Source organism: Moraxella sp. 179-F 1C4 NHS, assembly GCF_045370505.1.
Taxonomy (GTDB): domain Bacteria; phylum Pseudomonadota; class Gammaproteobacteria; order Pseudomonadales; family Moraxellaceae; genus Faucicola; species Faucicola tetraodonis.
The window spans coordinates 153,437-176,239 of sequence record NZ_JBIQEC010000004.1 but is presented as its reverse complement, the minus strand read 5'-3'; the positions used below and the strand labels follow the sequence as shown (position 1 = coordinate 176,239).

Genomic DNA, 22,803 nt, shown 5'->3' with positions numbered 1-22,803 from the left:
TTTTTACCTAACTAGTTTTATTTTTTGCCGGTACTCAACTAGTCATCAATCTGTCAATAGTGCTAGAATAGCGAACACTACGATTCGAAAACGACTGTCGCAACGAAGGATATTATGGATAAATTATCGCCGACCAACAATGGCTTATCAGACAAAGAATTATTTGAACAAGCCGCCTTGCATTATCATGCCAATCCACGCCCAGGTAAAATTTCTGTTACCCCCATCAAGGCACTTGCCAACCAACGGGATTTGGCACTTGCCTATTCGCCTGGCGTTGCCGTACCTTGTTTAGAAATTGAAAAAGACCCAAAAAAAGCCGCGCTTTATACCGCTCGTAGCAACTTAGTCGGGGTGGTGACAAATGGTACCGCTGTTTTAGGATTGGGGAATATTGGTCCTTTGGCGTCAAAACCTGTGATGGAAGGTAAAGGTGTCCTGTTCAAAAAATTTGCCGGCATTGATGTATTTGACATTGAAGTGGCACAAAACGATCCAGATAAATTCATCGAAGCGATTGCCTCTTTAGAGCCTACCTTCGGCGGTATCAATCTTGAAGATATCAAAGCCCCTGAGTGTTTTTATATCGAAAAAGAACTGCGTAAACGCATGAATATTCCTGTGTTCCATGATGACCAACATGGCACCGCGATTATTGCATCTGCCGCGTTATTAAACGCGCTAGAAATTACCGGTAAAAAAATCGAAGACATCAAAATTGTGGTCTCTGGTGCGGGTGCCGCAGCGATTTCTTGTTTGGATTTGATTTGTGCGTTGGGCGCCAAAAAAGAACACATCTTTGTCGCTGACTCAAAAGGCATCATCACCAGCAACCGCGCAAACCTAGATGAGTCAAAACAGCGTTATGCCCGCGATACCGAAGCCAAAACCCTATCGGATGTGATTGAAGGCGCGGATATGTTCTTAGGTCTATCTGCCGCTGGCATGCTGACCCAAGATATGGTAAAACGCATGGCGCAAGATCCCATTATCTTTGCCCTAGCCAATCCAAACCCAGAAATTTTACCTGAAGATGCCAAAGCGGTGCGTCCCGATGCGATTATCGCTACAGGTCGCTCTGACTATCCAAACCAAGTAAACAACGCACTGTGTTTCCCGTATATTTTCCGTGGAGCGCTTGACGTGGGTGCCACGACCGTCAACGAAGAAATGAAAATTGCCTGCGTGCGAGCCATTGCTGCCATGGCACATGTGGAAGCCACCCCACAAAAAGGTCAAAAAACGGTGGATGAAACCCAACGTTTTGGTCGTGAATACTTAATTCCGGGACCGCTAGAACCAAATTTGATTTTGGAGATTGCACCAGCGGTTGCCAAAGCGGCGATGGATTCTGGCGTTGCCACGCTACCCATCGAAAACATGCGTGCTTATCGCGATAAACTCTCAGAGTTTGTTTATAACTCTGCGTTCTTGATGAAACCTATTTTTACCCGTGCCAAACAAGAACCAAAACGTATCGTTTACTGTGAAGGTGAGTATGAAAACGTATTGCGGGCAGTGCAAGTGGTGGTGGATGAAGGCTTGGCAAAACCTATCTTGGTCGGTCGTCCAACCATTATTGCCAACCAAATCCAACGGTTGGGCTTACGTATGGTGGCAGGTGAAAATTATGAACTAGTCAACATCGAAAGCGACCCACGTTACAAAGACTACTGGCAGTTTTATTATGAGATGAACAAACGCAATGGTGTGACGGTTGAGTTGGCACGTCGTGATGTTCGCCGTAAAACTTCTTTGATTGGCGCGCTAATGGTTGAACGTGGCGATGCTGACGGTATGATTTGTGGTACGTTTGGTTCATACCACTTGCACCTAAACTACGTGCAAAACGTCATCAAAAAACAAGCAGATGCTAAAGATTTTTATGCGTTAAATGCCTTATTGATTCAAGGTCGTAACTTGTTCATTGCTGACACTTATGTGCATGAAGACCCAACTGCTGAACAACTAGCGGAAATGACAGTATTAGCAGCGCAAGAAGTCCGCCGTTTTGGTCTTGAACCGCGTGTGGCATTGTTATCACATTCAAACTTTGGTTCATCTGACTTTGAAAGCGCCAAAAAAATGCGTCAAGTCTATGATTTACTGACCGATATGAATGTTGATTTTGAGTTTGACGGCGAAATGCATGGTGATACCGCGCTTGATGACCGTATCCGCCATGCCTCATTCCCATTTAGCAAGTTGACGGGTTCAGCCAACCTACTCATCATGCCAGACTTAGATGCGGCTAACATCGCATTTAACTTATTAAAAACGGCGACCAATAGTGTGACTGTGGGTCCGTTGTTACTGGGAGCGCAACGACCTGTGCATATCTTGACATCTTCTGCCACAGCACGTCGTATCGTCAATATGACAGCTGTAGCGGTAACGCAAGCGCAAGAATTGGCAAAATAATTTTGTGTTGATTGATAAAACCAGTTTAGTGCTCTAAACTGGTTTTTTTATGGGTTTAATTTAGTTAAAACATCGGGGTAATTATGCAGGTTTATTTGGTCGGTGGTGCGGTACGCGATTATGTATTAGCGCGCGAGGTCACTGAACACGATTATGTGGTAGTCGGCGCAACGCCTGAGCAGATGCTTGAATTGGGATTTTCGCAAGTAGGTGCCGATTTTCCAGTTTTTTTACACCCAAAGACCCATGACGAATATGCACTGGCTCGCACGGAACGCAAAAGCGGTAACGGCTATCTTGGTTTTAACGTACACGCTGACGCCGCTGTCACCTTAGAAGAGGATTTAGCCAGGCGCGATCTCACCATCAATGCCATGGCCATAGAAGTCAATGGCTTGTTTGACTGCGGTTTTAAACAGGGCAAATTTGATGCGCGCGATATCATCGACCCGTATGGTGGCTTAGCAGACATTCAGCAAAAAAAATTACGCCATGTGTCCGCCGCTTTTGCAGAAGATCCGGTACGCGTATTGCGCCTTGCCCGTTTTGCCAGTCGTTATGCGCCACTTGGATTTACAGTCGATGAGTCAACCACGAAACTTACCAGCCAAATGAAAGCCGCGGGTGAGCTCAATCATCTTGTCGCTGAGCGCGTATGGTCAGAGACGTCAAAGGCGTTAACGCAAGCTTGGTCGGATATTTATTTTGACACGCTTTATCAGCTCAATGTCCTCGATGTCATTATGCCAAAATTGTATCAAGCATCGATTGATAATCCTAAGCAATGGCAATTGATGCTATCTGCTCTGCGAATGGCGGGAGAGCAACAAGCGGACAACGTCATGAAATTCGCTTTGGTTGCAACCTGCTTTAAGTCTCACCAGCAACACAATAACCCAACCACCGAGTATTTAGAATTTTGCCAAAATCTAAAAATCCCAAAAAATTATGAGCGATTGGGGTTATTTATTTTTGAGCATTTTGATGCATTAAAAAATTTCGATCACTTAACTGCAGACCCATTGTTTGAGCTGTTAAGATTGAGTAATAGCCTTAAAGACACCTCACTTTTAGAGCAAGCCTTGAAAGTCATTCATCTTTATCAACAGGTCAAACAAACCGCGCTATTAACCACCATCAAAACACAATTAACTCAAATTTCTGCCAAAGATGTGGCAAGCGAGCTGACCGGCAAACAGATCGGTGAAGCCATTGACAAGTTAAGGTTGCAAAAACTTGAGGAAATTTTAAATCAGCCACGATAAAGGAAGCATCATGACGACAACGACAGCAATAGCAAAGACCCCACTAACCCATGTGTTATTACTAAATGGTCCGAATCTCAATTTGCTTGGCAAGCGAGAACCAGAAATCTACGGATTTCAAACCCTACAACATATTGAAGATGATATAAGACAATTAGCCAGCAAGCATCAAGTCAAACTCACCTGTTTTCAAACAAATCAAGAATCTGCCCTCATCGATAAAATCCATCATCACGGTTTGTTGACCACAAATCCTGACGAGCAGATTGACGCGATTATCATCAATCCCGCTGCCTTTACTCACACATCGGTAGCAATTCGCGATGCCCTACTCGCCGTCAATAAACCTTTTATAGAAGTTCATCTTTCCAATATCCACACGCGTGAGCCATTTCGACAGCATTCTTATTTTAGTGACAAAGCTGAAGCCGTCATCTGTGGTATGGGCGCTTTTGGCTATACTGCAGCGTTTAATTATCTGGTTCAAAAATATCAGTAGCAATACAATTTAGCCTAAAATCAATAGCAACATGGCAGCAAATTTTAAGTGTACAAACGTACACAAATATACCCTGCTATATCTATTTATTTTAGAAAAATCTTGTTACAATACGGCAATCTATGAATTAGTTGTCTATGAAGCGTATAATTTTAAGGTAGTTAGGATATGGACATAAGTAAAATCAAACAACTTATTGACTTAATGGAAGAGCGAACGTTAGCAGAATTAACCGTACAAGATGGCGATAAAAAGGTCTCTATTTCCCGCCATTTACCCCAAGCGAATGTTCAACCCGTCACAGCAACTACAGCCACCACGACAACCGCTAATGCTGCCCCTGTAAAATCTGGCATGGTAGAAACATCACCGATGGTTGGGGTGTATTATGTTGCACCGAGCCCAAATGACGCGCCATTTATTAAGGTGGGTCAACAGATACAAGCAGGGGATAGTTTAGGCATTATTGAAGCCATGAAAATTATGAACCCGCTTGAAGCAACCCAAAGCGGTATCATTGCAGAAATCTTGGTACAAAACGGCGATGTTGTGCAATTTGGTCAACCGATTGTCCGTTACGAGTCTTAATTTTTAACTTTTTGTATATTTGAAGTTTGTTTATCGATAAAAATTAGGGATAGCAATGATAAAAAAATTACTGATCGCCAATCGTGGTGAAATTGCGCTTCGCATTGTTCGCGCTTGTAAGCAGCTTGGCATCCAAACGGTGGGCGTCTACTCAACTGCAGATGACAACTTGATGCACCTTCGATTCGTTGACGAATCCATCTGTATTGGCAAGCCCAATGCCAGTCAAAGCTATCTCAATATCGATACCATACTAACAGCCGCAGAAATCTCTGGCGCTGATGCCATTCATCCAGGTTATGGGTTTTTATCTGAAAATGCTGAATTTGCCGAACGCGTGGAAGAGGCAGGGCTGACCTTCGTAGGTCCTGCGCCTGAGCACATTCGCTTAATGGGTAACAAAATATCCGCTATCAACGCCATGAAAAAAGCCGGTGTGCCTACCGTCCCTGGTTCAGTAGGCAGCGTCACTCTGGCTAACGCTGAAGAACAAGCTAGAGCCATTGGTTTTCCTCTGTTGATTAAAGCCGCAGCGGGTGGTGGTGGTCGTGGTATGCGGGTTGTTGAACGCCTTGAGCAGTTATTGTCTCAAGTGCAAGCCGCAAAACAAGAAGCCGAATTGTGGTTTGGAGATGATAGCGTCTATATGGAGCGCTTTTTAAAAAACCCACGCCATGTCGAAGTGCAAGTGTTAGGTGACGGCGAAGGCAATGCCATTCATTTATTTGATCGCGATTGCTCGCTACAACGTCGTCACCAAAAAGTGCTTGAAGAAGCCCCTGCCCCAGAGATTCCTGAGGATATCAAAGAGCCCATTTTGCAAGCTTGCGTCCGTGCTTGTGAGCAAATTAACTATCGCGGTGCAGGGACGTTTGAATTTTTATATGAAGACGAGCAATTCTTCTTTATTGAAATGAATACCCGCGTACAGGTTGAACATCCTGTCACCGAGATGATTACCGGCATTGATGTGGTGGTTGAACAACTCAAAATCGCATCTGGCTATGGTTTATCGTATCGTCAAAACGAAATAGAAATTCGCGGTCATGCCATCGAGTGCCGTATCAATGCCGAAGACCCTGTGACTTTCATGCCCTCACCCGGCACGGTGACCCACTTTTTTATGCCAAATGGTAGCGGTGTACGTTTTGACTCGCACCTCTATCCCAACTATGCCATCCCTACCTTTTACGACTCATTGATCGGCAAATTAATCTGTCATGGTCAAACCCGTGAACAAGCGATTGCCAAGCTTCGCCATGCCCTTGACGAGCTGATTATCACCGGCATCAAAACTAATGTGCCATTGCATCGCGATGTAATTTTGCAAGACAAGGCATTTTGTAAACAAGCGCAAAACATTCATTATCTAGAAAAAAACTTATTATCTCCCCCAGAGACGTCAAAAACCGAAAAAGAATAAAGTTAATGGTAAAAAAAAGAGGGTCATTTGAGCCTCTTTTTTTATGCAATTTTAATTCATCGCCAAATTTTTAAGAGACGCCTTAAGCAGATTTTGGATGGTTAACGGTGAATCAATGGCAGATTTAGCCAGTTTTATCGCAGCTTGCGCTTCTTTATCGCGATAGCCTAGTGCAATCAACCCCGCTTCGACTTCAGCAATGATAATGCCTTCATTGCCACTATCGGTCTCTAGTGGCAATAAAGGTGCAAAACCTGACGTATCACCTAAGTGCTTGATTTTATCTTTTAACTCAACAATCAATCGCTGTGCGGTTTTTTTGCCAACCCCTGGGATACGCGTCAATGCCAGCTCATCATTGTTCATCACAAACTGGTGCAACTCCTGCACTGTTACGGTTGACATCATTGCCAATGCCATCTTTGCCCCCACCCCATTGACTTTAAGCAACAGTCTAAACACGTCCCGATCGCTATGGCTTAAAAACCCAAATAACAACTGAGCATCCTCGCGTACCAAAAAATGCGTCCACAAAGTGACGGATTGATTTAATTGTACTTGGCAAAATGCATTGAGCGGCATCTCAATTTCATACCCAACGCCCGCTGTGGTCATCACCACTACCGTAGGTGCCATTAGATGATGCACTTGCCCTTGAATTAATCCTATCATTGATGACTCGCTACAAATAATTTAATCCAATAAAAAAGTGGGCAACCTCAGTCAACCCACTTGAATGTCATGCTTTTTAGTCATTTGCTAAAACTTTAGTTCTAGTATTTAGTTATAGAAACTAACCATTTTTTCTAGACTAATTGGGCGAATTTTATCCGCATTACCCGCCGTACCAAATGCAGTATAGCGATCAATACAAACCGCTTTCATGGCATCGATGGTTTTGGCAAAATATTTGCGTGGGTCAAATTCTGCCGGGTTTTCAGCGAGGAATTTGCGAATCGCACCCGTTGATGCCAAACGTAAATCGGTGTCGATATTAACTTTACGTACGCCATGTTTGATGGCTTCTACGATTTGCTCAACTGGCACACCATAAGTCTCACCGATATTGCCGCCATTTTCATTAATCACTTTGAGCCATTCTTGTGGCACACTTGAAGAGCCGTGCATCACAAGGTGAGTATTAGGAATACGGGCATGAATCTCTTTGATACGTGCAATCGATAAGATATCATCGGTAGGTGGTCGAGTAAATTTATACGCCCCGTGGCTAGTACCGACTGCAATCGCTAGTGCGTCGACGTGGGTATCGTTAACAAATTGCTCAGCTTCATCGGCGCTGGTTAATAGCTGTGAGTGGTCAAGTTTCCCTTCCGCCCCTACGCCATCTTCTTCACCAGCCATACCCGTTTCAAGGCTACCCAAAACGCCAATCTCACCTTCTACTGATACGCCACAAGCGTGAGAGAGTTTTACCACTTCACGCGTCACTGCCACATTATAATCATAGTCTGCAGGGGTTTTACCATCACTCTTTAACGAGCCATCCATCATCACCGATGAAAAACCCAATTGGATTGAACGCTGGCAAACCTCTGGACTGGTACCATGGTCTTGGTGCATAACCACTGGAATATGTGGCCACTCTTCAATGGCAGACAAAATAAGATGGCGTAAAAATGGGGCACCTGCGTATTTGCGTGCGCCTGCCGATGCTTGCACAATCACAGGTGAGTTGGTTTCATCCGCTGCCATCATAATGGCACGCATTTGCTCTAAGTTATTGACATTAAATGCAGGAACACCATAGTTGTTTTCTGCTGCATGGTCTAAAAGCTGACGCAAAGAAATCAAAGCCATATTACTTTCTCTTGGTAAAGTTAATAATCAATTGAAAATTTTAGGAAAATTGGGTTTTGCCGTGTTGGACAAGGCTTGAGTATAACAGAAGTGCACTACAATTTGAATTCAAAAAAAATAACTTTGCGATGATAGATATCATGACAACATGCCTAACCCAATCAAAAAGCCCCAAAATAATTTTGGGGCTCTTTTAGAGTAAATGCTAAAATTAATATTTTTGTTTTTCTGGTACCGTGGTTTGGATATCAGTGTTGCTATTTGCTGCATCGTTTTTAACCGCTTCTGCACCTTGTGCTACATTGGCTGCACCAGTCGCTACAGCAGAGGCTACGTTTTCGGTAGCTTGGGCGGCACCATTGGCAACAGCTTCAGTCGCGTTGATTGCTGCGCCTTGGGCAACCGCGGCACCCGTGGTAGCAGCACTGGCAACTGCGTCACCTGCATTTGCTGTTGCACTGGCGGCACTTGCAGTCGCGTCTTTAATGTCTTGACCCGCTGCGCTCGCTGCAGCTTCAGGCTGACCGTTAGCTGCGGCTTCTTCCGTTTTTTTACTACACGCAGTAATTGATAAAGTGGCTAATAAAGTTGCCAATACTAAATTACGTTTTAACATATTCATTCCTTAAACGCCAAACATATGGGTATACATACTTGCATAATATCTTATCGACAATATATTTTTGGTGCAATTAATTACAATGTTTACCATACAAATATTAACTTAACATTACATTAATTCAGCGATGATAAATTTAAATCGCTGAATTAATGATAATGATTATTAGCATTTAGGCACGTTGGCTCAGTGCGTGCACGGCAGGTAGCGATTTACCTTCCACAAATTCTAAGAACGCCCCGCCCCCTGTTGATGTGTAGCTTACTTTATCGGCGACCTTGTATTTGTCAATCGCAGCGAGCGTATCACCACCGCCGGCAATGCTAAAGCCTGCACTTGCTGCGACTGCTTCACTAACGATTTTGGTACCTTCCCCAAATTTATCGACTTCAAATACGCCGACAGGTCCATTCCATAAGATGGTTTTGGCATTTTTAATCGCATCGGCAAGTTTCGCCGCACTGTTTGCACTAATGTCTAGAATCATTTCATCATCTGCAATGGTATCGACCGATTTGGTTACGGCATCGGCAGATTCTAGCGAGCCCAAAAAATCATCAAAATCAATCTGTGATTTTTTGGCGACGACCACTTCGTCAGGTAGCAATACATTGGTTTCTTGCATAATGCTTTTCGCCGTTTCTACCATGTCCGCTTCATATAGCGATGCACCGACATTGGCACCTTTGGCTGCCAAGAATGTATTGGCAATACCACCACCCACAATGATTTGGTCACAGATTTTTGCCAATGATTTAAGCACATCCAATTTGGTAGAAACTTTCGAGCCACCAACAATCGCAAGCATGGGCTTGGCCGGGTTATCTAAAGCTTTGGCTAATGCATCAAGTTCTGCCGCCAATAACGGGCCTGCACAGGCAATCTTTGCTTTGGCGATAACGCCTTCTGTTGACGCTTCAGCACGGTGAGCCGTACCAAAAGCATCCATCACAAATACATCACATAAAGCGGCGTAGCGTTCAGATAAAGCGGCATCATTTTTCTTCTCACCCGCATTAAAACGTACATTTTCCAGTAGCACAACTTCACCTGGGGCTACTGTCACATTATTTTGGGCATAATCGGTCACTAATTTGACAGGTTTGCCCAGAGCATCACCCAAATAATCTGCGACTGGCTGCAATGAATATTTGGCTTCAGGGTTTGATGGGTCGGGGCGACCTAGATGTGAACAAACGATAACCGCTGCGCCTTTATCTAAAGCCAACTGAATGGTGGGTAAGCTTGCTTTTAAGCGGGCATCATTGGCAATTTTGCCATCTTTTAACGGTACATTTAAATCTTCGCGAATCAAAACTGTTTTGCCAGAAACATCAATATCGTTTAAACGAGCAAATTGCATGGATTAACCTCTAAGTTAACAACAGGATGGTGACCCGTAGGGGTTGATAAAACGTCGTCACATGACAACAAAAATTGAATAAAAAATACGCGTAGATTAGCATATTTTGAGTATTTTTAACATTATTGATGCTATCAACTAACGCCGCGCACTCTGATAACACGGTATGACTACTATATTACTACTTTATTAAGAGGGGTCTTGATGATAAGCTTATAAGAACAAAAACATGAATGCAGCACTGCGTTCAATATTTTCTTATTAAATTGGAGTATTTATGGTTGACCTTGACAAAGCAAAACAACGATTACTTGACCTAAAACAAGAATACCAAACTCGCGTGCATAAAATACAACATGATATGCAAAATCCTGATACGGATATGACCCAAGATTGGGACGACCAAGCGGTGATTAATGAGCAAAACGATGTACGTAAAAACTTACTAGTTGAAGCCCAGCAAAACCTTGAATTGGTGAATAATGCCTTACTTCGTATCGAAAATGGGACTTACGGTATTTGCACCGTCAGCGGTGAAGAAATCGAGCCCGAGCGTCTGGAAGCGGTACCCTTTGCCACCACCTGTATGAAACACGCTAAATAGCTTATAAAACACATCAAATAGCTGGTTTTGGTAGTTTTGTGCTGATAAAAAAAGCAAGGACAGTTATCCTTGCTTTTTTTTCAAAAAATCAGTCAATTAATTGCGAATTGATTAGGTAAATCGGCGCATGCTTAAGTTAGCAATAATATTTTCTGCATCGTTCCAGCGGGTTTTTGAGTCATTGGCACCCAATAAAACTACGATGGCTGGACGATTACCGACATTGGTTTCAAATAAAACACAGTTACCCGCTTCACGAATATACCCTGTTTTTGATAGGCCAATATTGTATAGACCATCACGCACCATGTAATTGGTACTGCGTGCTGCAACCGTGCGATAACCTGAATTGATATTATTTACCCCAAATTGGCGGCTAGGTGTGGTACTAAACTGGCTAATTAAATTATGCTTATAAGCATAGCGCGCCAAAATTGCCAAATCACGTGGTGACGCCACATTACGAGAATCCAAACCCGATGGGTCATAAAAACGGGTTTGCGTCATCCCCAATTCACGCGCTTTTTGGTTCATACGGCTGATAAAATTGTCATAGCCCATAGGGTCAGTACGTGCTAATGCTTTAGCCGCGGGATTTTCTGATTTCATCATCATCATCAGTAGCATTTCAGCACGATTAAGCTGATCGCCAACTTTTAGACGGTCACTGCCCGATTGTTTTGGGGTTTTGAAATCTAATGGGCTAATCGTCAATGTTTCGCTCATGTTAGCGCCTGATTCCGCTACCACCACAGCTGTCATCAATTTACTAATTGACGCAATCGGACGGGCGATATCAGCATTTTTTTCATAAATGGTATTGCCTGTTAACGCATCCACTACCAAGGCACCTTTGGAATTAGCAAAATAGCTGCCCGAAGCCCGTGTGCTATCTTGAGACCACGCTGGATTGTAACCATCATCCTCACTGTATGCATTGTTATAGTTATTATAATTACCGCTATTAAAATTTGTCGTCTGTGGCGTGCTGTTATACATGATAGCACGGGCTTTATCTAAACTACCTTGCCCACCCCAACTAACTTTAGCCTGGCTACCTGTCTGCATATTTAATTCAGCATTACTTTGTACGCCAACCAGTGCAAGCACAGCACCTAACAACGTTTTCTTTAACAATGTTTTCATTTCAACACTCTCAATCAAATCATGGTTAACTTGCTGTTGGATAAAGCATACAGTTACCAAAACTACCAATACATTTACGAAAAACAGATCAACAACGATACCTTAAGCCTAATAGCCATTAAAATCAAGCCATTAAAAGTTACAAAATCTAACAAGAATAACGGATTGATTACGCAAGACTGACTTAAATTTACGATCAGTAGTTTAGCACAATACAAATATTACGCATGTAAAAAAATAACAAAACAGTCTAGCTAATACAATAATAAAACCATAAGTAACAATAGGTTAAGATATCCTTTTACAAAAAAAGCTGACATATTGCTATGCCAGCTAATTTATAAGTTAAAGATGATTTATGGTTTGAAACTGTCTTTTAAGGTCACAATACGGTTAAACACCAAATGCTCTGGTGAATAGTCTTTACTATCTGCCACAAAAAACCCTTCACGTTCAAATTGGAAACGCTCGCCTGCATTGACTTGTGATAAAGAAGGCTCGACAATGGCATCTACTTCACGTAGCGAGTTAGGGTTAATCTCTGCAGCTAGATTATTGATGTCAATTTTGGCGGGGTCTTCTTGGGTGAACAGCTGCTCATATAGACGTACCTTCGCAGGTACACCTAGACTAGCTGAAACCCAATGTATCACACCTTTAACCTTACGTCCTTCAGGGTTATTACCCAATGTTTTGGGGTCGATGGTGGCTTTTAATTCCACCACTTCGCCATTTTCGTCAGTGATGTGCTCCTCAATCTTTAGCACATAACTATTGCGTAAGCGGATTTCTGGGTTTTGCGATGACAAGCGTTTATAGCCCTCAGGCGGCGTGATTTCAAAATCCCCTTTATCAATATAAATTTCTTTGGTAAAGGGAATGTCACGCATACCTTGGCTGTCATCATGGCTATTTTTAGGCTGGGTCAACCATAAAACCCCATTGTCGAGTTTAGTTTTTACACTGTCTTTTTTGAGTGTTTCAACATTGGCGACGGCTTCATCAAAATTGGTAATCGTCACTTTTAGTGGGCTTAGTACCGCCATAGCACGATTCACATGCTCTAATGAGTTACGAATACTAAATTCCAGTAAGCCAAAATCCACCACACCGTCTGACTTGCTCACGCCTACACGGTCACAAAAATCCCGCAAGCCTTCAGGGGTATAACCACGGCGGCGCATACCGGCAATTGTCGGCATACGCGGATCGTCCCAGCCGCTCACCAAGTCATCTTCGACCAGTTTTTTGAGTTTGCGTTTACTGGTCAAAATATGGTTTACGTTTAGGCGGGCAAATTCATACTGGTGCGGTTCTTTCTCAAAGCCCACTTTATCTACCACCCAGTCATAAAACGGCCGGTGGTCTTCAAATTCTAGGGTACAAATCGAATGCGTAATACCTTCGATGGCATCTGACAACGGGTGCGCATAATCGTACATGGGATAAATGCACCAATCATCGCCTGTTTGGTGATGCGCTTGGTGCATGACACGATACAAAATCGGATCGCGCATATTCATATTGGGGCTTGCCATGTCGATTTTGGCACGAAGCACCGCTTCACCGTTGCCATATTTGCCAAGTTTCATATCGTCAAAGCGTTGCAAATTCTCTTCAACACTGGCGTCACGGTAAGGTGAGTTTTTACCTGCCTGACCAAAATTGCCGCGGTTTTCACGAATATCCTCAGGACTTTGTAAATCAACATAGGCATCGCCTTGTTTGATTAATTTCACCGCCCAATCATACAATTGACCAAAATAACTGGACGCATAGCGAGCCTCACCTGCCCAATCAAAACCGAGCCATTTGACATCATCTTTGATATTATCGACAAACTCCTGATCTTCAGCATCAGGATTGGTGTCATCAAACCGTAGGTTACACAGCCCTGCAAACTCCTTGGCAAGCCCAAAGTTGAGACAAATAGATTTGACATGACCCAAATGTAAGTAGCCATTGGGCTCAGGTGGAAAACGGGTCACAATCTGGCTATATTTTTGCGAAGCAAGGTCATCGCGTACGATCGCACGGATAAAGTCATTTTTTTCACTACTGGCTGCTGTATCGTCGGTTTTTGTATTTTTGTCGGTCGTCGCCGTCATTTGGTTGCCCCTTACCTATTACAAAAATGGTGAACTAATCTGCCATTCTAGCAGTTTTTTGACATTGAAAAAACTTAAATGAATTTAATTGAAACATTTAATTTTGCCAACTTTGCAAACTAAATACTGACTTTTTGATTGAAAATCGCTAGGATAGCCACAACAATTGCAAGATACGTTTTTTTAACCATAAAAACCATTAGGAGCTCACAATGGATATGCCATACGTAGAATTAGAAACCACCATGGGTAACATCGTTATCGAACTCAATCAAGAAAAAGCCCCCAATACCGTGGCAAACTTCTTAGCGTACGTCAAATCAGGTCATTATGATGGTACGATTTTTCACCGCGTCATTGACGGTTTTATGATTCAAGGTGGTGGTATGGACGCCAACATGACAGAAAAATCTACCAACGCCCCAATCCAAAACGAAGCAGATAATGGTTTAAAAAATGAAGTCGGCACGATTGCGATGGCACGTACTTCTGACCCACATTCAGCGACCGCGCAGTTTTTTATCAATGTAAAAGATAATAGTTTCCTAAACTTTTCTGGCAAAAACCCACAAGGTTGGGGCTATGCCGTGTTTGGTAAAGTGACTGAAGGCATGGATATTGTCAATAAAATCAAAGGTGTACCTACTGGTAAATACGGTTTCCACGCTGATGTACCAACCACGCCTGTGGTGATTACCCATGCAAAAGTAATTGAGAAATAATTTTTTTTGTATGCAAAGTTTTGCAGATTTGGTCACCGATAATTCCTCGGCCATTGCGCAGGTTATTATCAGTGACTTACATTTGAGCATGAATGAGCCTGCCACTAATCCTTTGGGGCAGGCTTTTTTAGATTTTTTAGATAAATTGGCTTTATTGCCCAACCTAAAACAGTTTTTTATTCTCGGTGATTGGTTTGAAGCTTGGCTAGGGGATGATGTTGCCGATACAGACACCTTAACAGATGCGCTGCAACCGATTATAGCAAAGCTCAAAGCATTATCCGATAAAAACTGCCAGATTTTTGTCATGCATGGTAATCGGGATTTTCTGCTTGGGAAGCAATTTTGCGACAAGTTTGGCGGGCAATTGATTTTTGAGCCGTTTTATTTGACGTTAAATGGCAGAAAAGTTCGCCTAGAACATGGCGATGCGCTGTGCAGCGATGATAAAGGTTACCAACGCTTTCGCAAAATCATCCAACATCCTATCACTAAAAAAATTTTGCTCGCGCTACCCATCAAAAGACGCCAACAAATCGCGCAAGATTTACGCCAAAAAAGCAAAACTGATAATACCAAAAAATCCCTGCAAATCATGGATGTCAATGAACAGGCCGTCAAACAAGCGTTGCGAAAAGCCGATATACTGATGCATGGGCATACTCATCGCCCTGCTGTTCATCAAATTGGCAATAAAAAACGGTTAGTGCTAGGTGATTGGCGATTGAATGACAACAGTGTTAGTGCTGTCATTGGCGTTACAATGTTGGGGCAACTAAATTTGGTCGAATTTTCTTATACAGTTAATCGTTAAATGCTCTCAAAGAATTTACTATTATTTGTTGCGGTGTTTTCAATTTAATTGAGAAATAAAAAAGGCGAGCATTGCCCACCTTTTAGTAAGTCAACAATTAAATTTAAACAACCGCTTTCACGGCTTGAATGACCGCATCAGTGGTGATGTTAAAGTATGGGAACAAGTCTTTGGCAGGGGCAGACTCACCAAAGGTGGTCATACCCACGACTTTACCATCAAGCCCTACAAACTTGTACCAATAATCGATATGGCTGGCTTCAACCGCTACACGCGCACGCACTTGCGGTGGCAACACACTGTCACGGTAGTTGATTTCTTGTTTGCCAAACACTTCAGCACAGGGCATTGATACGACGCGCACGCCCAAACCTTCGGCAGTCAACTCAGTATAAGCATTCATGGCAAGCTCAATCTCTGAACCTGTGGCGATGATGATGGCACGTAGCTCACCTTGTTCTTTGGCTAGCACATAGCCACCTTTGGCAATATTGGCTACTTGCTCGATATCTCGCGCTTGATGCGGTAGGTTTTGACGGCTAAAAATCAGCGCGGATGGCGTTGATTTTGCTTTCAAGGCTTCTACCCATGCCACGGCTGACTCGACCGTATCACATGGTCGCCAAGTATGTAGATTTGGGGTAGCACGCAGGCTTGACAACTGCTCAACAGGTTGGTGAGTGGGTCCATCTTCTCCCAGACCGATTGAGTCGTGGGTATAGACATTAATGACGCGTTGTTTCATCAAGGCTGACATACGCACCGCATTGCGCGCATATTCCATAAACATCAAGAACGTTGCCACATAGGGAATAAAGCCGCCGTATAAGGCAATACCATTGGCAATCGCCGTCATACCAAATTCACGTACACCATAGTGAATATAGTTACCTGCCGCGTCATCTTCGAGCGCTTTGGCATTTTTAAACCAAGTCAGATTTGACCCTGCCAAATCAGCGGAACCGCCAAGCAGCTCTGGCAATAATGGCTGCAAGGCATTGATTGAATTTTGGCTGGCTTTACGCGTTGCAATGTTTTCTGGGTTATCTTGACACGCCTTGATAAATTCCTGAGCTTGTGTCTCAAAATTTGCTGGCAAGTCACCATTCACACGGCGAAGCAATTCACTGGCAAGCTCTGGGTAAGCGTCTTTATAAGCATCAAACTCACTTTCCCATGATTGCTGTAGCGCTTGACCTTTAACTGTACAGTCCCACCCTTCATAAATATCGTCTGGAAGTTCAAAGGCTTCGTGATCCCACTTGAGGGCTTGACGGGTAAGCAAGATTTCATCTGCACCAAGGGGTGCGCCATGTGAGGCCTCCAAGCCTTGCTTGTTGGGTGAACCTGCGCCAATCACGGTTTTACAGATGATGAGGGAGGGTTTATTTTTTTCAGCTATGGCATTTTGGGTTGCTTGGGTGATGGCATCGGTATCGTGACCGTCAACTTTTTGCACTTGCCAGCCATAAGCTTCAAAACGTTTTTGGGTGTCATCTGAGAACCAGCCTTCGACGTCACCATCAATCGAAATACCATTGTCATCATAATATACAACCAATTTGCCCAGCTGCAGCGTACCGGCTAATGAGCAAACTTCATGGCTAATACCTTCCATCAAACAACCATCACCTAAAAAGCAATAGGTTTGGTGGTCGATGACTTGGTGACCGTCTCGGTTAAATTGCGCGGCTAGGGTTTTTTCTGCAATCGCAAAACCTACAGCGTTGGCAATCCCTTGACCCAAGGGACCTGTGGTAGTTTCCACACCTGCGGTGTAGCCATATTCAGGGTGACCAGGTGTTTTAGAATGCAATTGGCGGAAATTTTTGATATCCTCAATGCTAACGTCATATCCCGTCAAGTGCAGCAACGCGTACTGGAGCATTGAGCCATGACCATTTGAAAGCACAAAACGGTCGCGATTTAGCCAATTTGGGTCGGTTGGATTGTGCTTTAAAAACTTACGCCATAACACTTCAGCGATATCTGCCATGCCCATCGGCGCGCCTGGATGTCCAGAATTGGCTTTTTGCACCGCTTCAAAAGCTAGGGTACGGATGGCGTTGGCAAGACGACGTTCAGAAATTGGGGTTGTCATTGGCTTTCCTATATTACAGAATTAGTTACAGAATTAATTACAGAATTAAATTTTGTCGTATGTAACATGCTAAAAATAAAACTGTGACAAATTTTATCACAGTTTTGGGTCATTTTTTTAGCTTTAACCGTTTAGTTTGCTCGGCTTTCAAATAAAAGCAAAATGGCAAAAGATGCAATTTTCTGTCAAATCACTTTTTAGCCGACAATTTTTGGTTCAAATTTTCTAAACGCTCAAGCGTGCCCACATCGACCCACGTCTCGCTCAGCAAATCCCCCATGACCAAACCCGCTTGCATGGCTTGTTTAAGTAGTGGCGCAAGGGGCGCAGTTTCACCTACCTTGACCGTATCCAATAATCTTGGTGACATCACACTAATCCCTGCAAAGGTATATTTTGGCGTACCATCTGCCTTGACCTTGCCATTTTCTAAGGCAAAATCGCCAGTTGGGTTATGCGTCGCTTGGTCGGTGAGTAGCAAATAAGCCTGCGAATCGTTTAACTGAAGCTGGCTTAGTTGAGCAAAATCAAAAGGCGTCCACACATCCCCATTGACCAAAATAAATGGCTGGTCTTTTAATTTTCCGGTAGCCAAAGCCATCTTGATACCACCTGCTGTCTCAAGCGGTTCTTCTGGCTCAATCGACCAATGAATGGTGACACCGAATTGACTGCCATCCCCGATTGCATTGAGCAGTTTATCAGCAAGCCATGACACATTGATGGTGATATCGGTGATACCTGCTTGTTTGAGTGCTTTGATATGCCACACGATAAGCGGTTGCCCGCCGACTTCGACAAGTGGCTTTGGCGTGGTCAAGGTTAAAGGGCGCAGCCGAGTGCCTTTACCCGCGGATAAAATCATGGCTTGGGTGATGGTGGTTGACATGGGGTTTTATCCTTGGATTTTTTGATGAAAAGCAGGTTCAACGACGGCGGTCATCCAATCAGCAAACTTATCAAAAGTAGGACGCTCATCCCATTGGCTGATAGCTTTTAAACAAGTTAATAAATCATTGAAAACTTTGGGAAGGTTTACCAAATAACGGTCTTTGCCATCTCGCTCAAACAAACGTACAAAAATACCTAATACCTTGAGATGACGCTGCATACTCATGATATTAAAATCCACGGTAAACTCTGCCAAGCTTTTGTCAATTTGCGCCAATTGATAATAATGAGCCAGATGCGTGTTCACCCAGTTTTCATCATAATTGATATAGGCATCTCGCAATAAAGACGCCAAATCATAGGTGTAGGCACCGATGACAGCATCTTGAAAATCAATCACGCCCAACTCATCGCTGTGATTTAATACCATCAAATTACGGCTGTGAAAATCACGGTGCACCACCACTTGAGGCTGCGCGATGACTTGCTGGATAATATCAGACTGCAAATCTTGCCACAGCGTCTCTAAGTCTGGGGGCATCGTCACGCCGATATAGGGTAAAAACCACTCGCTAAACAAGCCCATTTCTCGGCGCAGCAAGGCATCGTCGTAACTTGGGATAACGGGTTTGGCGTCATTGATGTCAATCTTTTGAATCGCCAAAATTTCCTGCATTGCCTGCTGATAATAGCGCGCAGTTTTTGCCAGCTCGCCTGCATCCGTTAAATCCTTGGCAATGACATCGGCAAAATCCGTGTTTCCCAAATCCTCAAGGACGATAAAACCTTGCTGTTCATCCGTGGCAATCATTTTTGGCACATGCACATGACCTGCCATTAAATTGTCCACGGCGATAAATTCTTTTACCGATTCTTTTTCTGGCGGCGCATCCATCACGATATAGTGTTGATTGTCGACGGTTAAGCGATGATAGCTGCGAAAGCTGGCATCACCAGGTATTTTTTCATGCTGCAATGACCGATTTTGAAAAACTTCGGTCAACCAAGTGTGCAGCTGTTGTTCACGTGGCTGTTGTTTAAGTGATTGTTGTTCACATGGCTGGGCATTTGATGGCGAAACTGGGCTATCGCAAGGGTCTTGGTTGGCAAGTTGTGCGGCAGGATGGTTCATAAGGTGGGCTTACTCAATAAAAATAAGTTATGCTACCGAAAATCTGCGTATCTCTCAAGTGGCGTCTAACATGTTTGCAATTTTAAACATCTTTTGCAATAGTATATTGATGACGCTAGTGATATGATGTGAAGGTTTTTATATTGCGTCTTTGGTAAATGTCTAATGAAAAAATCTGTGAAATTGTCGCCTATTTCGTCAACTTCTAATCGTTTAACTTCACATTCGTCTTTGCCAACCCAGCCCACACGCCTGCATCAATCATTATACCAAATTTATCGACATACCAACGTTTTAGCGATGACGCTTGGGGCGATGTTTACTACTTTGTATTCAACCTCAGCGCTTGCGGTGTTGCCGACAGCCGCCGTTACGGAATCGACTGATGCAGCGACAGCACAAAGCACAGCAGCTCAAAACATTGAGTCACAGAGTATCGAGACACAGGGCACTGAATCACAAATTATTAAAAAACAAAACCTTGATGCCTCAACTGCAACGCCCGATACCGATAGTAGTATCGCCACCACAGCAGACAGCGTTACTACTGTCGATGTGACCACCAATCAAGGCATCACACCGATTAGCACGCCTGACATCAAACCAAACTCTGCGCGTACTCGTGCCAACTTTACCCCAAATCAACAGCAGCAAGCCAGTCTAGAAAAGCTCAAAACCTTTTATCAACCCAAAACCCCGCAAACCACGGACGATACTAACGCCACGGTTGCTAATCCAACTTCTAATCCAAACTTACTGAACCCGCTCGCGCCTGATAGTCAACAGTTAGGTGCTCAAGCAAATACGCAATCAAAAGCAGAGACCCGAAAAGACGCCATGTGTCATGGCAACTGGGTATATCCCACTTCCACCATCTATCAACAACAGGCATTAGCGGCAGCTGCTACCGACCAACCCAATAGCAGCTTCCCAATTTATGCCTCGGCTGACTATGGCTATTATGACAATGAAAATTACGCTGAATTGTCAGGCGATGTGCAAATCAACCAAGGTCGTCAGCAAATCTCTGCTGATAAAGTGGTCGTTAACGTGCAAGATGGCATTGCAGCCGCTCAAGGTAATGTTTTGTTGGTGGATGCCGCGCAAAGTACCCAATCGACAAACGGTAACCCACGTGTAAGCCTTAAAGATAGCCCAAAAGGGGGGCTGATTACCGTTGCCGATGAACTGGCGTACCAAACTGATAGCACCAAAGCAACCGCCAAAGATGTGGCGTTTGCCAGCGTGCCGCTACAAGCGTATGGTTATGCCAAACGGCTTAATAAAGTCGATGAAAGCCGCGTTGAAATTGACGATGTCATGTTTACTACCTGCGCGCCTGACAATCCGACTTGGCAAATCAATGCCAAAAACATCGATATCAATACCGACACGGGTCGCGGTGAAGCCTATAATGCCACGTTAAAAGTTAAAAATACCCCAGTATTGTACCTACCGTATTTCAACTTTCCGATTGACGATCGCCGCACCAGTGGTTTTTTGTTACCACGCGGCGGCTTTAGTACAGAAGGGAGTTTTAATGTACAGTTACCTTATTACTTTAATCTAGCGCCAAATTACGATGCCACTGTCACGCCAACCATTTTTACTGACCGCAATCCGATGTTGACAGGTGAGTTCCGCTATCTGACAGAAAAATTTGGTTATGGGAGCTTGACAGGCTCTTATCTGCCAAACGACAAACAATATAATGATGAAGACCGTACCCGCTTTTATTATGATCATCATTGGCAGTCAAAAGATATCCCTAACCTGTCCATTGATGCGCTATATCAGTATGTCTCAGATCCTAAATTCTTAAACGATTTTGAGACCTTGGGTGACGAAACCGTTCAATTAAATTTACCGCGCCGCATTCAAGCCAATTATTACAATGACTATTTGACTGCGCTTGCCAAGATTGAAACCTTTCAAACACTGGATCGTAATTTAACCAATTCAGACAAAATCTTGGATAAAGACAAACCGTATGACCGTCTGCCGCAGTTATCGGTCAAATATCGTGTGCCTTGGGTAACCCAATTTGATTTGACGGGTATCAGCGATTTTGCTTATTTTAAACGCCCAATCGATGATGGCTCTGCCCCTGAGCAAAGCGGTGGTAGACTGTATAACAAACTCACTGCCGCCTACCCAATGATGCGAACTTGGGGGTATGTGACCCCGTCAATAAGTTTACAGCACCTTTATACCCAATTTGACCAAGAATCAGCCGATGCCAATGGACTGGATGAAAATAGCAAAAGCCAATCTATTTTTGTACCGCAGTTTAGTATTGACAGTGGCTTAAATTTCTTTAAAGCAGGTACCCCATTTGGTAAATTTGATGACTCCTTGGGCGGCTATCAGTTATTAAGCCCGCGCCTAAAATATGTGTACTCGCCTTATAAAGACCAGACTGATGTACCCAACTTTAATACCCGTTTGGCATCGCTCAATTTTTCGCAATTGTATGAAGATTCATGGTTTTTGGGATATGATCGCCTGCCCGACAACAATCATCTAACCCCTTCATTAAATTATCGCTATATTGATCGCAATGGTTTGACTCGCTTGGATGCTAGCGTGGGTAAACAAATTTATTTGAGTGATATTCGGGTACATCTTGACAATACTGATGATGGGTTAAAAATTGACAATACCGGTACCGTCTTTCAGGTAAGCACCCAACCGCGTCAAGATTTTTGGGTGGATTTAGATGGCTCGGTTGATGACAACGCGGATTTAAACTATATCAATACCCAATTTCGTTATGCTCCAACTTACAATAGCCTTTATAACTTAGGGTATATCAAACGCAATGAGAGTAGATTTGGACAAAAAGCCCTCTCTGCTTTCACAGGCTCTACTGTTTTACCTATTAATGATAATTGGCAGTTTTTAGGGGCTGTCCAATACGATAATGAGAAGAGTCGTTTTAGTGATGTATTAGCGGGCTTTACTTATGATAGCTGTTGTTATGGCTTATCGATTTATGCTCGCCGTTATTACGATGAATTAAGTGATAAAGACAGTGCTGACCACGCCATCATGGCAGAAATTAGTTTAAATGGGTTATCCAATAAAGGTGACGGTCGACTGGCTAGCTTGATGCGTAATCGGGTGTTGGGTTATGACCCTAGATACTAAACGCCTATTACGCAAAAAACTGCCTAAAACTTGAGGTTTTTTAGGATTTATTATCATACAGACATACGCCAGCAAATATTATTGTATAAAATGACCCAAACTTAGCAACATCTAAATCTAAGCAACTTGATGTAAGAAA

Annotated in this window: 18 protein-coding genes; 9 read left to right on the top strand and 9 right to left on the bottom strand. The window is 43.4% G+C overall.

Translation table 11 applies throughout. From position 1 onward, the window contains the following. Nucleotides 1-114 precede the first annotated feature (114 nt). The 5 genes from ACH0AB_RS03465 (at nucleotide 115) to accC (ending at nucleotide 6,196) form a co-directional block, all read left to right on the top strand. Nucleotides 115-2,421, top strand: a complete 2,307-nt coding sequence (locus ACH0AB_RS03465) for an NADP-dependent malic enzyme (protein WP_406877178.1) — start codon at nucleotides 115-117, stop codon at nucleotides 2,419-2,421. Nucleotides 2,422-2,504: 83 nt separating this feature from the next. Continuing rightward, on the top strand, nucleotides 2,505-3,686 hold the full coding sequence (locus ACH0AB_RS03460) for a tRNA nucleotidyltransferase/poly(A) polymerase-related protein (RefSeq protein ID WP_406877177.1): 1,182 nt from the start codon (nucleotides 2,505-2,507) through the stop codon (nucleotides 3,684-3,686). Nucleotides 3,687-3,696: 10 nt separating this feature from the next. Then, nucleotides 3,697-4,185 carry a type II 3-dehydroquinate dehydratase gene (gene aroQ, locus ACH0AB_RS03455; RefSeq protein WP_406877176.1) on the top strand — a complete coding sequence of 163 codons (489 nt, stop codon included), beginning with the start codon at nucleotides 3,697-3,699 and terminating at the stop codon, nucleotides 4,183-4,185. A gap of 168 nt (nucleotides 4,186-4,353) precedes the next feature. Then, a complete protein-coding gene (locus tag ACH0AB_RS03450; RefSeq protein ID WP_100269924.1) occupies nucleotides 4,354-4,773 on the top strand; it encodes an acetyl-CoA carboxylase biotin carboxyl carrier protein in 420 nt (139 codons plus the stop codon). A gap of 55 nt (nucleotides 4,774-4,828) precedes the next feature. Continuing rightward, on the top strand, nucleotides 4,829-6,196 hold the full coding sequence (gene accC / locus ACH0AB_RS03445; RefSeq protein WP_406877175.1) for an acetyl-CoA carboxylase biotin carboxylase subunit: 1,368 nt from the start codon (nucleotides 4,829-4,831) through the stop codon (nucleotides 6,194-6,196). Nucleotides 6,197-6,247: 51 nt separating this feature from the next. Here the strand turns inward: accC and ruvA are convergent, their stop codons facing one another. The 4 genes from ruvA to ACH0AB_RS03425 all read right to left on the bottom strand — a co-directional run bounded on the left by ruvA (nucleotide 6,248) and on the right by ACH0AB_RS03425 (nucleotide 9,996). Continuing rightward, nucleotides 6,248-6,868 (bottom strand): Holliday junction branch migration protein RuvA, encoded by a 621-nt coding sequence (gene ruvA, locus ACH0AB_RS03440; protein WP_406877174.1) that lies wholly within the window; start codon nucleotides 6,866-6,868, stop codon nucleotides 6,248-6,250. Between the two features lie 108 nt (nucleotides 6,869-6,976). Beyond that, nucleotides 6,977-8,014, bottom strand: a complete 1,038-nt coding sequence (gene fba / locus ACH0AB_RS03435) for a class II fructose-bisphosphate aldolase (protein WP_007116726.1) — start codon at nucleotides 8,012-8,014, stop codon at nucleotides 6,977-6,979. 211 nt (nucleotides 8,015-8,225) lie between these two features. Next, the gene (locus ACH0AB_RS03430; protein WP_007116727.1) at nucleotides 8,226-8,630 is read right to left on the bottom strand and encodes a hypothetical protein; all 405 of its coding nucleotides are present in this window, start codon (nucleotides 8,628-8,630) and stop codon (nucleotides 8,226-8,228) included. A gap of 175 nt (nucleotides 8,631-8,805) precedes the next feature. Continuing rightward, on the bottom strand, nucleotides 8,806-9,996 hold the full coding sequence (locus tag ACH0AB_RS03425) for a phosphoglycerate kinase (protein WP_406877173.1): 1,191 nt from the start codon (nucleotides 9,994-9,996) through the stop codon (nucleotides 8,806-8,808). Nucleotides 9,997-10,273: 277 nt separating this feature from the next. Between ACH0AB_RS03425 and ACH0AB_RS03420 the strand changes: the two genes are divergently transcribed. Further along, complete coding sequence (locus ACH0AB_RS03420; RefSeq protein ID WP_062334665.1) at nucleotides 10,274-10,600, top strand: TraR/DksA family transcriptional regulator; 327 nt, start codon at nucleotides 10,274-10,276, stop codon at nucleotides 10,598-10,600. Nucleotides 10,601-10,711: 111 nt separating this feature from the next. On the opposite strand, the gene ACH0AB_RS03415 is transcribed toward ACH0AB_RS03420, so the two are convergent. Both ACH0AB_RS03415 and ACH0AB_RS03410 read right to left on the bottom strand, forming a co-directional pair. Continuing rightward, nucleotides 10,712-11,746 carry a D-alanyl-D-alanine carboxypeptidase family protein gene (locus tag ACH0AB_RS03415; RefSeq protein ID WP_406877172.1) on the bottom strand — a complete coding sequence of 345 codons (1,035 nt, stop codon included), beginning with the start codon at nucleotides 11,744-11,746 and terminating at the stop codon, nucleotides 10,712-10,714. A gap of 356 nt (nucleotides 11,747-12,102) precedes the next feature. Next, nucleotides 12,103-13,854: a glutamine--tRNA ligase/YqeY domain fusion protein gene (locus tag ACH0AB_RS03410; protein ID WP_406877171.1), complete on the bottom strand. Its 1,752-nt coding sequence runs from the start codon at nucleotides 13,852-13,854 to the stop codon at nucleotides 12,103-12,105. Between the two features lie 212 nt (nucleotides 13,855-14,066). Between ACH0AB_RS03410 and ACH0AB_RS03405 the strand changes: the two genes are divergently transcribed. Together ACH0AB_RS03405 and ACH0AB_RS03400 are read left to right on the top strand one after the other, a co-directional pair. Then, the gene (locus tag ACH0AB_RS03405; protein WP_219298590.1) at nucleotides 14,067-14,576 is read left to right on the top strand and encodes a peptidylprolyl isomerase; all 510 of its coding nucleotides are present in this window, start codon (nucleotides 14,067-14,069) and stop codon (nucleotides 14,574-14,576) included. Nucleotides 14,577-14,586: 10 nt separating this feature from the next. Next, nucleotides 14,587-15,390 (top strand): UDP-2,3-diacylglucosamine diphosphatase, encoded by an 804-nt coding sequence (locus ACH0AB_RS03400; protein WP_406877170.1) that lies wholly within the window; start codon nucleotides 14,587-14,589, stop codon nucleotides 15,388-15,390. Nucleotides 15,391-15,493: 103 nt separating this feature from the next. Here the strand turns inward: ACH0AB_RS03400 and tkt are convergent, their stop codons facing one another. The 3 genes from tkt to ACH0AB_RS03385 form a co-directional block, all read right to left on the bottom strand. Further along, nucleotides 15,494-17,491, bottom strand: coding sequence for a transketolase (tkt, locus tag ACH0AB_RS03395; RefSeq protein ID WP_406877169.1), 1,998 nt, complete (start codon nucleotides 17,489-17,491; stop codon nucleotides 15,494-15,496). Nucleotides 17,492-17,681: 190 nt separating this feature from the next. Further along, nucleotides 17,682-18,380, bottom strand: coding sequence for an N-acetylmuramate alpha-1-phosphate uridylyltransferase MurU (gene murU / locus ACH0AB_RS03390; protein WP_406877168.1), 699 nt, complete (start codon nucleotides 18,378-18,380; stop codon nucleotides 17,682-17,684). Nucleotides 18,381-18,386: 6 nt separating this feature from the next. Next, nucleotides 18,387-19,514 carry an aminoglycoside phosphotransferase family protein gene (locus tag ACH0AB_RS03385; protein ID WP_406877167.1) on the bottom strand — a complete coding sequence of 376 codons (1,128 nt, stop codon included), beginning with the start codon at nucleotides 19,512-19,514 and terminating at the stop codon, nucleotides 18,387-18,389. Nucleotides 19,515-19,679: 165 nt separating this feature from the next. Between ACH0AB_RS03385 and ACH0AB_RS03380 the strand changes: the two genes are divergently transcribed. Then, on the top strand, nucleotides 19,680-22,664 hold the full coding sequence (locus ACH0AB_RS03380; protein WP_406877166.1) for an LPS-assembly protein LptD: 2,985 nt from the start codon (nucleotides 19,680-19,682) through the stop codon (nucleotides 22,662-22,664). The last annotated feature ends 139 nt before the right edge of the window (nucleotides 22,665-22,803 follow it).